The organism is Allobacillus sp. SKP2-8, assembly GCF_007559355.1.
GTDB classification, from domain to species: Bacteria; Bacillota; Bacilli; order Bacillales; family Alkalibacillaceae; genus Allobacillus; species Allobacillus halotolerans.
This window is the reverse complement of the sequence record NZ_VMHF01000001.1, coordinates 324,279-337,614: the sequence shown is the minus strand read 5'-3', so window position 1 is coordinate 337,614 and position 13,336 is coordinate 324,279. Positions and strand designations below refer to the sequence as shown.

The following is a 13,336-nucleotide window of genomic DNA, read 5'->3' as shown; positions in this document are numbered from 1 at the left end:
GGCTTTACGGTATAATTAGATTGAGGTGAATGAAATGAGACAAAGCAATTTGCTAATTCCGACTTTGCGGGAAGTTCCAAAAGAAGCTGAAATCAAAAGTCATCAATTGCTTTTAAAGGCAGGTTATATTCGTAAATTGGCATCAGGAGTATATAATTTCTTGCCACTCGGTAAAAAGGTACTTCGAAAAGTTGAGAAAATCATCTTGGAAGAAATGGATCGATCCGGTGCGCAAGAGGTTCAAATGCCGACCATACAACCAGCTGAAATTTGGGAAGCTACCGGTAGATGGTATACGATGGGCGGAGAATTAATGCGTTTGAAAGATCGTCACAACAGACCATTCGCGTTAGGGGCTACTCACGAAGAGGTAGTCACCACATTGGTCAAAGATGAAGTGACATCTTATAAAAAGTTACCTTTTACATTATATCAGATTCAAAATAAGTTTAGAGATGAACAAAGACCTCGTTTCGGCTTATTGCGAGGACGAGAGTTTTTAATGAAAGATGCGTATTCTTTTCATGATAGCTTTGAATCTCTTGACGAGACTTACCAAGCACTATATGATGCCTACTCGAGAATTTTCGATCGATTAAATTTGAATTATCGTGCTGTAATCGCTGATTCTGGCGCAATGGGTGGTAAAGATACGCATGAATTTATGGTTCTTTCTGAAGTAGGGGAAGATATCATTGCTTATTCAAACACCTCGGACTATGCAGCAAATATTGAAATGGCTCCGGTAACCGATCAAGGTGAGAAACCTGATGTGCAACCGAAAGAGTTGGAAAAGGTTTCCACGCCAAATGCAAAAACGATGCAAGAAGTAGCAGATTATCTAGGACACCCATTGGCAACGGGCATGAAGGCCATAATGTTTAAAGTGGATGGCCAATTTGTTTTAGTTGTAATCAGAGGTGACCACGAAGTCAATGATGTGAAGTTAAAAAATCTATACAATGCAGATATTGTTGAGTTGGCAACGGAAGAAGAGACTCGCGAGACAGTTGGAGCTGGCTTTGGCTCGCTTGGACCTGTAAAGTTGCCTGACACCGTAGATGTCGTTGCTGATTATGCTGTTCAATATTTAGTGAACGCAACATGTGGTGCAAACGAAGATGGTTATCACTATATAAATGTCCAACCAGAAAGAGATTTCCATGTGAGTCACTATGCGGACTTGAGATTCATCCAAGAAGGTGACCCGTCTCCAGATGGGCAGGGAACGATTGAATTTGCCAAAGGCATTGAAGTGGGTCATATTTTTAAACTAGGTACGCTTTATGCCGAAAAACTCGGTGCAGAATATCTTGATCGTAACGGTAAATCTCAGCCATTTATCATGGGATGTTACGGTATTGGCGTATCCCGTGCTCTTGCCGCTGTTGTGGAACAATTTGGTGATGAGAATGGTATGAATTGGCCGAAAGAGATTCGACCATTTGATATTCACTTACTTAATTTGAATACGAAAAATGATCAACAAGTTGAGTTGGCCGATCAACTCTATAAACAGTTGCAAGATGAAGGTTTCGATGTATTATATGATGACCGAAAAGAACGGCCGGGTGTTAAATTTAACGACAGTGATTTAATCGGCATCCCTTATCGATTTGTGATCGGAAAAGGTGCCAGTGAAGGGTATATTGAATTTAAACACCGTCAGACAGGTGAACAAAAAGATGTGAAGATTTCCGAGCTTACACAGTTCATCGAACAATTGAGGGAGAATGAATAATTATCAAGTAAACAGGACCCTTGTCAATCTATGGCAGGGGTCTAAATGAATTATAAAGGGTGAGAGGAAAGGTATGGACAACTTTTCAAAAGAGCGACTACAGCTATTGATTGAACAAATCCAATTGCCTGAGACGATTGTTCATGAATATTTTTCAGAAACAACTTTACAGAAACTGACCGTCTTTAAAGAAACGAAAACATGGCAATTTCAATTACATAATCCAAAGCCCTTTCCGTGCGAAGTCATTGAAGTTTTTTCGTTAAAGCTTCGGGAAGCTTTTCAACATATCGCGGAAGTCAATTTCATGGTGACAACTGAACAGAGTGAGTTGGAAGAAAAAGAAATCATAAATTATTGGAATTTATTTATTTCTTCCATCGATGATCTCTTTCCTGCGTATAAAGATTTTGTCCATTCTCAGCAACCACAGTTGAAAGGTAATGTTATTCTTCTTTGTGCACGGAATCAAATGGAAGCCAGTGCAATCCAAAAGAAACTTTCGCCATTGCTTAAATCTTTTTGTCAGCAATATGGCTTAAAAAATTACCAGCTTGATATGGAGATCATTCAAAACGACGAGGAGATCGAACAGTTCCAGCAAGAGAAACAGCAGGAAGAACGTACGTTGATTGAAAAAGCCATTCGGGATCAGGAAGAAAAAGCGAAACAAGCCAATGCGGCGGAACCTTCAAATGCTCCGGTTAAACTTGGACAGACGATTCAAGAGGAACCGATTGAAATGCAGCATATTATCGAAGAGGAAATGCGCCTGGCCATTCAAGGCTATGTATTCGATGTCGATATTCGGAATTTACGGTCGGGTCGTGATTTGTTGATCATCAGTGTGACAGACTACACAGACTCACTTCAAATTAAAATGTTTTCTCGAGGGGAAGAACAAAAAGAAGAATTTAAAAAGCTACAGCCTGGTATGTGGATCAAAGCACGTGGTGGAATACAAACAGATAATTATACGCATGAACTTGTCATGATGGGTACGGATCTTGTTGAAATCAAGCCAAAAGTCAGGCAAGATCCTATGGATGATAAGCGTGTGGAATTGCATGCTCATACAGCCATGAGTCAAATGGATGCTACTGTGTCAGCTGAACGTCTCATTAAGCAAGCAGCTGATTGGGGTCATTCAGCAATCGCGATTACGGACCATGCTGTTGTACAATCTTTTCCGGAAGCCTACAATGCTAGCAAGAAACATGGCATCAAAGTATTATACGGTCTTGAGGCCAACTTGGTTGACGATGGTGTGCCGATTGCATATAACGAACAAGCGATTGACTTGGATCATGCAAATTATATTGTGTTTGACGTTGAAACAACGGGTCTATCTGCTAACTTCGACAAGATTATCGAATTGGCTGCCGTCAAGGTACATCAAGGTGAAATTGTCGATCGCTTTGAGCGATTCGCAAATCCGCATCAAAAGTTAAGTGATACAACGATTAATTTAACTGGGATTACAGACGATATGGTTCAAGATGCACCGGAAATTGAGGAAGTAATGAAAGATTTCCACCAGTGGTGTGAACAAGATATATTGGTCGCACATAATGCTAGTTTTGATATTGGGTTCATAAATGCAGCCTATCAACGAATGGGAATTGAAAAGGTAACGAATCCAGTAATCGATACATTAGAATTGGCTAGATTTCTATTACCTGACTTAAAAAATCATCGATTGAACACATTGTGTAAGTTTTTAAATATTGAATTAACACAGCACCACCGTGCGATTTACGATGCGGAAGCGACAGGGTATATGCTTGTCAGTTTATTGAAGATGGCAAAAGAAAAAGAGATTTTGAATCATAATGAGCTGAATCGTTATGTTGGTGAAGGAGACGCATATAAGCGCTCCCGTCCGTCTCACGCTACATTAATTGCTCAGACACAAGAAGGACTAAAAAATCTATTCAAACTCGTTTCAATGGCTCATATCGATTACTTTTATCGACAGCCTCGAATTCCTCGTTCCAAGCTGAATAAGTTTCGCGAGGGGATACTAGTCGGTTCAGGGTGTGATCAAGGAGAGCTATTCGATACGGTTGCACTAAAATCAAAAGATGAAGCAGAGAAAGTGGCTGAATTCTATGATTTCATTGAAATTCAACCACCGAGCAATTATGCACATCTGATTGAGAAAGAACAAGCACATTCAATGGGACATATTAAACAAATGCTGAAAACAATTGTTGAAATCGGAGAAAAACAACAAAAGACAGTTGTCGCTACAGGTAATGTTCATTACATTGAACCACATGAAAAACAGTACCGAAAAATTTTGATTGCATCTCAAAGTGGGAATCCGTTGAATCGTCAAACACAACCGGATGTTCACTTCCGTACAACGGATGAAATGCTAGAGCTTTTCGATTTTCTCGGTGAAGAGAAAGCTACAGAAGTGGTCATTACGAATACGAATGCCATAGCGGACCAAATTGAGGACATCAAGCCGATTAAAGATGACTTGTATACACCGAATATCGAAGGCGCTGATGATGAGATCAGGCAAATGTGTTATGACCGTGCAAAAAGCATTTACGGAGATGACTTACCTGAGATTGTAACGAGCCGCTTGGAAAAAGAACTGACGAGTATCATCGATAATGGGTTTTCAGTTATTTACTTGATTTCTCAGAAACTCGTTAAAAAATCATTGGATGATGGTTACTTAGTCGGTTCAAGAGGTTCCGTTGGTTCATCATTTGTCGCTACGATGACAGAGATTACGGAAGTCAATCCATTGCCACCACATTACGCATGTCCGAATTGTAAGAATCATGAATTTTTTACAGATGGTTCGGTAGCTTCGGGATTTGACTTACCTGAAAAAGATTGTCCAGCATGTGGCACAGCTTATCATCGTGATGGACAAGACATTCCTTTTGAAACGTTTTTAGGTTTTGAAGGCGATAAGGTCCCTGATATTGACCTGAACTTTTCTGGTGACTATCAACCGAGGGCACACCATTATACAAAAGTATTGTTTGGCGAGGAAAATGTCTATCGTGCAGGTACGATCGGCACGGTTGCTGAAAAAACGGCGTTCGGTTATGTGAAAGGTTATGCACAAGATTATGGCCAACACTATAAGCAAGCCGAGATCAATCGATTAGTCAAAGGCTGTACAGGGGTCAAGCGGACAACAGGTCAGCACCCAGGAGGCATTATTGTTGTGCCTGATGATAAAGAAATCTATGATTTCACACCAGTCCAATATCCAGCAGATGACCGTACATCGGAATGGAAGACAACTCATTTTGATTTCCATTCGATTGACAACAATTTATTGAAACTGGACATCCTTGGACACGATGATCCAACGGTTATCCGTATGCTACAAGATCTGACGGGAATCGACCCACAGACTGTCCCGACGAATGATCCAGAAGTGATGAAAATATTCAGTGGTCCCGATCCACTTGGTGTAACACCGGATCAAATTTTGTGTAAAACGGGTACATTGGGTGTTCCGGAATTTGGTACTCGGTTTGTTCGTCAAATGCTGGAAGACACGAAACCATCATCTTTTGCTGAGCTTGTCATTATATCTGGTCTCTCGCACGGATCCGACGTTTGGCTTGGTAACGCACAAGAATTGATTAATGATGGGATTTGTGAAATTGGTGACGTTATTGGTTGTCGTGACGACATCATGGTTTATTTGATGCATAAAGGGCTGGAAGCATCGCTAGCATTTAAAATTATGGAGTTCGTACGTAAGGGTAGAGGGCTTCAAGATGAATGGATTGAAGAAATGAAAAAACATGGTGTACCCGATTGGTACATCGAATCTTGTAAAAAAATCAAGTACATGTTCCCGAAAGCTCACGCCGCAGCCTACGTATTAATGGCCGTAAGAATCGCGTATTTCAAAGTCCATTATCCAATTTATTTTTATGCAGCTTATTTCTCTGTCCGGGCGGCAGATTTCGAGCTTGATACAATGGTTAAAGGCTCAGAGGCATTGAAAGCGCGGATCGAAGAGATTTTAAGCAAGGGCAATGATGCGACTCCGAAGGAAAAAAGCTTATTGACGGTCTTGGAAATTGCATTGGAAATGAATGAACGAGGGTTTAGTTTTCAAAAAGTAGATCTTTATCGCTCAAATGCCAAAGACTTCATTGTTGATGGAAATACTCTCATCCCACCGTTCAACGCTGTTGATGGATTGGGAACAAATGCGGCAATTAATATCGTCAAGGCTAGAGAAGAAGGGGATTTCCTTTCGAAACAAGATTTGAGAGAACGCAGTCGATTATCTAAAACGGTTGTCGAATATTTGGATGATCATGGTTGCTTAGAAGGATTGCCGGAGGAAAATCAGCTATCGTTATTTTAGTGAATTTCTATAAGGACATAGAGTTTCTACATGAAAAAACAATGCTTTAACCTTAAATGAAAATTTACCTGCGTACACAGCTGCAATCCTCGGTAAAAACCGCCGAGTGGAATTTCGTTCGGCTGAGCAGAAGTAATATTCGTTTAAATCTCCCTTATTCTATACATGCAACCCGGCTGTTGAGGCAGCCGGGTTTTGTTATGGTTTGCAAGTATTTCGATATATGTGACCAAACTAGAAAAATATGGGCTTATTTCTCCGTATATGTGCCCTGCTTTCATCGATATGTATCCAAGTGCAAGTTATATGTAACCGGTCGAGCGAAATATGATACCAAGATAGCGATATATGGTCCGTGCACTGGATTGGACAACCTTTGAATTGGATTTGCGACCTACTATCAGAAATATGAGCTACTTCATTCGTATATGCGCCCAACTCTGGCTGATATGCTCCCAAGCAAGAATTATATGTGACCGAATCTAGGATTTATGAAACCAAGTTAGAGCTATATGAGCCGAGTGCTTCCTGGCCTACTCTCGAATTTTACATATAACCTTTTTCAATAAATCTGAGCTTGGCTCTTCTTCTATGTGCCCGAAACTAACCGATGAACGCCGAGCCTATTCTTGCATTTAAATGAAAGTTATGATATATTTCAAATTGGTTATACTAAGGATACCTTTACGATGAAAGAGTGGGCGCGTCCCACTCTTTCGTTTTACCCTGAATGCGTCTTATGAACGTTTACTGGATGCGTTTTGATTCGTTCAAGATGCACCGTTTCTCTTTCCCTGCTGGCTTTTCAGCAGGGATAATTTATGAAACAAGGTTTCTACGGAAAAAAATCAACCATTTACTTAAAGTGCTTTGGTTTGGAATATATAAGAAGAAAAGCGATGTAAACAAATCATAACTGATAGCTCACGATAGTTTTTCGCTGTCAGTGAATCAGTCAAAAGCATTTTTCTGAGGAGGATTGTCACATGAGTAAAAAGATCGAAGGCATAACAGAAGAGCTTGCACAGCCGATTGTTGATGAATTAAAGCTGGAATTAGTGGATGTTGAGTTCGTGAAAGAAGGTAAAAATAACTTCTTGCGTGTCTATATCGACAAAGCAGGAGGGGTTGACTTGGAAGATTGTGAACAAGTCAGTGAAAAACTCAGTGAACGATTGGATGAAGATGATCCGATCGATCCTGCTTATTTTTTGGAGGTGTCATCTCCAGGTGCAGAACGGAAGCTAAAGACAAAGGAAGCGATTCGTCAGCATATCGGTTCTCATGTATATATCAAGACATATGAACCTTTTGCAGGAAATAAAGAATTTTATGGCGATTTAGTTAATTTTGAAAATGATTTCGTACACATTCGATACCGAGAAAAAACGCGGGAAAAAGAGATTGAAATTCCGTATGAAAAAATTGCATTAGCTCGATTAGCGGTATCTTTTAACTAAGGGAGGTAAGAGAGTTTTGAAAACTAATTTATTCGAAGCCATTAATTTATTGGCGAGTGAAAAAGAGATTGATAAGGAGATTTTGCTGGAAGCCTTAGATGCAGCAATCGTTTCTGCTTACAAAAAGAACTTCAACTCTAAAACAAATGTTCGAGTTGAGATGGATGAAGAAAATGAAACGATGAAAGTTTACTCCAGAAAAGATGTCGTAGAAGATGTTCAAAATGAAGATCTGGAAATAAGCCTTGAAGAAGCCAAAGAACTGGATGTCAACTATGAAATCGGTGATGTCGTTGAGCAAGAGGTAACGCCAAGGAACTTTGGGCGAATTGCGGCACAAAACGCGAAACAAGTTGTCACGCAAAGAGTTCGTGAAGCTGAACGAGATGTCATCTACGAAGGTTTCATCGACCGCGTTGACGATATTATGACAGGTAAAGTCCAACGTATGGATGCTCGAAACTTATACGTACACTTAGGGAAGATTGAAGGAAAACTGCCACTCAACGAAATCATGCCGACAGAAAGCTATAAAGTGCATGATCGGATCAAAGTTTATGTAACAAAAGTTGAAAAAACAAGCAAAGGACCACAAGTTTATCTCTCACGGACACATCCAGGTTTATTGAAGCGTTTATTCGAGATGGAAGTGCCAGAAATTTATGATGGAATTGTGGAGATCCGATCCGTTGCCCGTGAAGCGGGAGATCGGTCTAAAATCAGTGTGTTTGCAGAAGATGAAGAAATAGACCCAGTAGGCTCTTGTGTAGGTCAGCGAGGACAGCGTGTTCAAGCGATCGTAGATGAGTTGCAAGGGGAGAAGATTGACATCGTCCATTGGTCCGAGGACCCTGTTGTGTATATCTCTAATGCACTTAGTCCGTCTCGCGTAACCGATGTTCTGGTTAATGAAGAAGAAAACGCGACAACAGTTATCGTTCCAGACAATCAACTTTCATTGGCAATCGGTAAAAGAGGCCAGAATGCTAGACTGGCTGCCAAACTGACAGGCTGGAAAATTGATATTAAAAGTGAAAGTGATGCTGAAGAACTTGGTTTATTTGATATGGAGCAAGCAACCGAATTAGATCATGAGATGGATTCCGTTGACTTTGAAGAAGAATAAGTAGGGGTGTTTTTAAATGAATAAAAGAAAAAAACCTTTACGTAAATGTGTCGTTACGAACGAAATGCTCCCGAAAGAGGAATTGATTCGGGTTGTCCGGAACAAAGAAGGGGAAGTATTCGTTGATGAAACCGGTAAGAAGAATGGCCGAGGAGCATATATAAAGAAAGACCGCGAAGTCATTGAAAAAGCGAAAAATAGTGGCCAATTAAAAAGGAATTTGAATACTTCAATCGATGAGTCCATCTATAACGAGTTGTTCAAACAAGTAGGTTCTGAACATGTCTAATTATTTAAACTTGTTGGGGCTCGCCAATAGGGCTAGAAAGCTAGTTCATGGTGAAGGAACAATCGTTGAAGGCATCCGAAACAAACAAGTGAAGCTTGTTCTGATTGCTGAGGATGCATCAGATAACACACAAAAGAAATTAACAGATAAATGTAAAAGCTATCAAGTCCCCTATGTCATCATAGACAACCGTCAAGTACTTTCCAAAGCAATTGGTAAAGAAGGTAGGGTGGCTGTAGGGGTTACAGACGCAGGTTTTTCTGAGAAATTATCAGAATTGTTGCGGGAATAAAACTCGGGGGTGAATGTATGAAAAAAATGCGCGTATATGAATATGCCAAAGCAAACAACCTAAAAAGCAAGCAAGTAATCAATCAGTTGAATGAGCTTGGTATTGAAGTATCCAATCATATGACAGCCATTAGTGAAAATACAATTCGACAATTAGATGAATCTTTAGGTAATACAAAAAATCAAGGACAACAAAGTGACCAGTCCAATACGGAACAACAATCAACAAAGAAAGAAGCGACAAAACCAATAAATACAAATCGTTCAACACAAGAAAAAAACAACAAACAAGGTCAAAAAAATGAAACAGCTAACCATGCTGGTAACCAAAAAAACAAGCAACATTCCCAGCAAAAGCCACAGAAGCAGCAGAATAACAATCAACAAAGAGCGCAAAATAGCAATCAACAGAGAACACAAAACAACAACCAGCAAAGATCACAAAACAACAATCAACAAAAAACTCAACAAAATTCAAAACAACAGAACAAACAATCGAATCAGCATAGATCAAATAAACCAACAAATCAACAACGACCGAATAATCAACGGAACAATAAACGCAATTTCCGAAAGGGAAAACAAAATCAGCAACAGAAACAGCCTAAACAGGAGATTCAGCTACCAAAGAAAATTACTTATGAAGGATCGTTATCTGTTGGCGAATTAGCTGAAAAATTAGGCAGAGAATCCTCGGAAATTATTAAAAAACTTATGCTACTTGGCGTCATGGCGACAAAAAACCAACAACTTGATCCAGAAACCATTGAATTAATCGGTGAAGATTATGGTGTTGAAGTAGAGGAAGAAGTTGCTGTTGATCAATCAGATCTTGATAACTATATCGAACCAGATACTGAGGAAGAATTAGAAGAACGTCCACCTGTTGTTACTATTATGGGTCACGTTGACCACGGAAAAACTACATTACTTGATTCGATCCGTAAAACGAAAGTCGCTACAGGTGAAGCTGGTGGAATTACACAGCATATCGGAGCCTATCAAATCGATCAAGATGGGAAGAAAACAACATTCTTGGATACACCTGGTCACGCTGCATTTACAAGCATGCGTTCACGCGGAGCGAAAGTTACTGACATTGCCATTTTAGTTGTTGCGGCAGATGATGGTGTCATGCCACAGACAGTTGAGGCAATCAACCATGCGAAAGCAGCTGAGGTACCAATCATCGTTGCGGTCAATAAAATGGATGTTGAAGGTGCTGACCCGAACCGTGTTATGCAGGAGTTAACGGAATATGAATTGATTCCTGAAGACTGGGGAGGAGAAACGATTTTCGTTCAGTTGTCCGCATTGAAAAATGAAGGAATTGATGAGCTGATCGAAATGATTAACCTTGTTGCAGAGGTTGAAGAGCTTAAAGCCAATTCAAATCGCTTGGCATCAGGGACAGTCATTGAAGCTCAACTTGAAAAAGGACGAGGCAGTGTCGCTACATTGCTCGTGCAAAATGGTACCCTCCGAATCGGTGAACCATTTGTTGCTGGAAATGGATATGCAAAGGTACGTGCCATGGTCAATGATTTAGGTGAGCGAGTAGATGAGGCAGGACCATCCACTCCAGTAGAAGTGACAGGTTTCCAACACGTACCAAATGCTGGTGATCCGTTCGTCGTCTTTGAAGATGAAAAGAAAGCGAAGCAAGTGGCAGACCTGCGTGCTGAAAAACAAATTGCTGAAGAACGTGACTCCAAAGGAAAAGTCAGTCTGGATGATTTATTCGAACAAATTAAGCAAGGTGATATGAAAGAAATAAATATCATTATTAAAGCTGACGTTCAAGGCTCTGCAGAGGCTGTACAGTCATCTTTGCAAAAGATTGAAGTCGAAGGTGTTAACATCAATATCATTCACACTGGAGTTGGAGCAATTACCGAATCAGATATTATCCTGGCTTCCGCATCCAATGCCATTGTGATTGGCTTTAATGTCCGTCCAGACAACAATGCGAAACGGGCAGCTGAATCTGAAAAAATCGACATTCGACTACATCGTGTCATTTATAAAGCGATCGAAGAAATGGAAGCTGCCATGAAAGGTATGCTTGACCCTGAATATGAAGAGAAAGTGATTGGTCAAGCAGAAGTCCGTGAAACCTTTAAAGTATCAAAAGTTGGTACAATTGCAGGTTCTTACGTTACGGATGGTAAAATCACACGTAACTCAGGTGTCCGAGTTATTCGAGACGGTGTTGTTTTGTTTGAAGGAGAAATTGATTCATTAAAACGATTTAAAGATGATGCCAAAGAGGTTCAACAAGGTTACGAATGTGGTATTACAATTGTGAATTTCAATGATCTTAAAGAAGGTGACATTATCGAGGCCTTCATCATGGAGGAAATCGAACGCAAATGATCGGCAGTGTAAGGGTTGAATGCATGTTATATGATGTCCATTCACTGAAAGAGAAACGTTCGATTATCAAGCAGATCACCCATCAAATTCACAAGCAATTTAACATTAGCATTACAGAAATAGACTTCCATGACCTATGGCAACGTTGTGCGTTTGAGATGGCCACTGTATCTGTCGATCAAGTGATGGCAGAAAAAATCTTGCGGCAAGCTGTTAATCTAATTGACGAGCGGTCAGATTTAGAGGTCACAATCGTAAATTATGAATGGCTGTAATGAGAATATAGAGGTGAATTATCGATGAGTAATATTCGGGCCAATCGTGTCGCTGAGCAGATGAAAAAAGAGTTAGGCGACATTTTAACCCAAAAAATTAAAGATCCACGCATTGGATTTGTTACGGTGACGGATGTAGAAATTAGTCCGGACCTCCAAGAATCGAAAATTTTCGTTTCTATTTTTGGAACTGAAGAAGAAAAAGAACAAACGCTCGTTGGGTTGGCTAAATCAAAAGGTTTTATTCGCTCAGAAATCGGAAAACGTATTCGACTAAGAAAAGTGCCTGAGATTTCCTTTGAAATCGATGAGACAATCGAATATGGAAATCGAATCGAGCGAATTATCCGCAACCTAAATGAAGAGGACGAATCATAAAATTAAAATTTTTAAACGTATAGGAAATAAAATGAGGAGGATAGGCAATGAACTGTCTATCCTTTCCATTTTAGGTATACATAAAGTTTAAGTTTAGAAAGCATAGGAGGGAATCGGTTTTGAATGGTGTCATTCCACTATGGAAACCCGCAGGCATGACTTCTCATGACTGTGTAGCGCGAATCCGTAAGTTGTTACGAATGAAAAGAGTTGGTCATACAGGTACGTTGGACCCAGAAGTGGAGGGGGTTTTGCCCATCTGCATCGGTAAAGCCACGAAGATCGTTTCCTTATTAACAGACTCCGTTAAAGTATATGAAGCCGAAATTTCATTAGGTAAACAAACAACGACAGAAGACCAAACAGGCGAAGTCGTTGCAAAGGCTGAAGTCGATCCTGGTCTTACATATGATGCGTGTATAGAAGCCCTAGAGAGCTTTCAAGGAAGAATACGTCAAATTCCACCGATGTATTCAGCCGTTAGAGTAGAAGGCAAGCGGTTGTATGAGTATGCGAGAGAAGGAATCGAAGTCGATAGACCTGAACGGACAGTGACGATTCATGAAATTGATATGCTTTCCAAAGAACTTGAGCGAGTCGATCAAGACGATGTCCGATTTATTTTCCGGGCCGCATGTTCAAGTGGTACATATATTCGGACGTTATGTGTTACTATTGGAGAAAAGCTAGGATATCCAGCTCATCTATCCAAACTAGTACGAACTGAAGCGGCTACAATCCATGCATCGGAAACCGTAACTTTTGAAGAAATTGAAGAAGCTATTGAGCAAGGGCAATTAAATAAATGTATTCGAACTTTATCTCAAACTCTTACCTTTTTACCGACATATACACCGAAAGACGATGAAGAAGCAAAGAAGTTCAGACAAGGACAAGTGTTTCCGACATTTGCGGAAATGGCAAATGACGCTTATATCAAAATTGAGCAACCTGATCAAAAGGTTATTGCAATCTATCAAAACCATCCAACAAAAGATGGATTGATGAAACCTTTTAAAGTTTTCGAGTAAGAAGAA

General features: G+C 40.1%; 10 protein-coding genes. All 10 read left to right on the top strand.

The genetic code is table 11. The annotated features are described in order from the left end of the window. Window positions 1-34: 34 nt before the first annotated feature. The 10 genes from FPQ10_RS01720 (at window position 35) to truB (ending at window position 13,330) form a co-directional block, all read left to right on the top strand. Complete coding sequence (locus tag FPQ10_RS01720; RefSeq protein ID WP_144159287.1) at window positions 35-1,741, top strand: proline--tRNA ligase; 1,707 nt, start codon at window positions 35-37, stop codon at window positions 1,739-1,741. A 73-nt stretch (window positions 1,742-1,814) separates the two neighbouring features. Next, window positions 1,815-6,104 (top strand): PolC-type DNA polymerase III, encoded by a 4,290-nt coding sequence (locus tag FPQ10_RS01715; RefSeq protein ID WP_144159284.1) that lies wholly within the window; start codon window positions 1,815-1,817, stop codon window positions 6,102-6,104. A gap of 986 nt (window positions 6,105-7,090) precedes the next feature. Continuing rightward, window positions 7,091-7,564, top strand: coding sequence for a ribosome maturation factor RimP (rimP, locus tag FPQ10_RS01710; protein WP_144159281.1), 474 nt, complete (start codon window positions 7,091-7,093; stop codon window positions 7,562-7,564). Between the two features lie 16 nt (window positions 7,565-7,580). Then, a complete protein-coding gene (nusA, locus tag FPQ10_RS01705) occupies window positions 7,581-8,690 on the top strand; it encodes a transcription termination factor NusA (RefSeq protein ID WP_144159278.1) in 1,110 nt (369 codons plus the stop codon). 16 nt (window positions 8,691-8,706) lie between these two features. Continuing rightward, window positions 8,707-8,979, top strand: coding sequence for an RNase P modulator RnpM (gene rnpM, locus FPQ10_RS01700; RefSeq protein WP_144159275.1), 273 nt, complete (start codon window positions 8,707-8,709; stop codon window positions 8,977-8,979). Then, the gene (locus FPQ10_RS01695) at window positions 8,972-9,271 is read left to right on the top strand and encodes a YlxQ family RNA-binding protein (protein WP_144159272.1); all 300 of its coding nucleotides are present in this window, start codon (window positions 8,972-8,974) and stop codon (window positions 9,269-9,271) included. The genes rnpM and FPQ10_RS01695 overlap by 8 nt, the downstream gene beginning before the upstream one ends. Before the next feature lie 17 nt (window positions 9,272-9,288). Continuing rightward, window positions 9,289-11,646 (top strand): translation initiation factor IF-2, encoded by a 2,358-nt coding sequence (gene infB / locus FPQ10_RS01690; protein WP_144159269.1) that lies wholly within the window; start codon window positions 9,289-9,291, stop codon window positions 11,644-11,646. Next, window positions 11,643-11,921, top strand: a complete 279-nt coding sequence (locus FPQ10_RS01685; protein ID WP_144159266.1) for a DUF503 domain-containing protein — start codon at window positions 11,643-11,645, stop codon at window positions 11,919-11,921. The genes infB and FPQ10_RS01685 overlap by 4 nt, the downstream gene beginning before the upstream one ends. Before the next feature lie 24 nt (window positions 11,922-11,945). Then, on the top strand, window positions 11,946-12,299 hold the full coding sequence (gene rbfA / locus FPQ10_RS01680) for a 30S ribosome-binding factor RbfA (RefSeq protein WP_144159263.1): 354 nt from the start codon (window positions 11,946-11,948) through the stop codon (window positions 12,297-12,299). Window positions 12,300-12,418: 119 nt separating this feature from the next. Next, on the top strand, window positions 12,419-13,330 hold the full coding sequence (gene truB / locus FPQ10_RS01675) for a tRNA pseudouridine(55) synthase TruB (RefSeq protein ID WP_144159260.1): 912 nt from the start codon (window positions 12,419-12,421) through the stop codon (window positions 13,328-13,330). Window positions 13,331-13,336: the final 6 nt, after the last annotated feature.

What these genes read in the sequence shown, in the direction of transcription:
- FPQ10_RS01720 (WP_144159287.1), top strand. Translation starts at nt 35, where the DNA reads ATGAGACAAAGCAATTTGCTAATTCCGACTTTGCGGGAAGTTCCAAAA.
- FPQ10_RS01715 (WP_144159284.1), top strand. Translation starts at nt 1,815, where the DNA reads ATGGACAACTTTTCAAAAGAGCGACTACAGCTATTGATTGAACAAATC.
- rimP (WP_144159281.1), top strand. Translation starts at nt 7,091, where the DNA reads ATGAGTAAAAAGATCGAAGGCATAACAGAAGAGCTTGCACAGCCGATT.
- rnpM (WP_144159275.1), top strand. Translation starts at nt 8,707, where the DNA reads ATGAATAAAAGAAAAAAACCTTTACGTAAATGTGTCGTTACGAACGAA.
- FPQ10_RS01695 (WP_144159272.1), top strand. Translation starts at nt 8,972, where the DNA reads ATGTCTAATTATTTAAACTTGTTGGGGCTCGCCAATAGGGCTAGAAAG.
- infB (WP_144159269.1), top strand. Translation starts at nt 9,289, where the DNA reads ATGAAAAAAATGCGCGTATATGAATATGCCAAAGCAAACAACCTAAAA.
- FPQ10_RS01685 (WP_144159266.1), top strand. Translation starts at nt 11,643, where the DNA reads ATGATCGGCAGTGTAAGGGTTGAATGCATGTTATATGATGTCCATTCA.
- rbfA (WP_144159263.1), top strand. Translation starts at nt 11,946, where the DNA reads ATGAGTAATATTCGGGCCAATCGTGTCGCTGAGCAGATGAAAAAAGAG.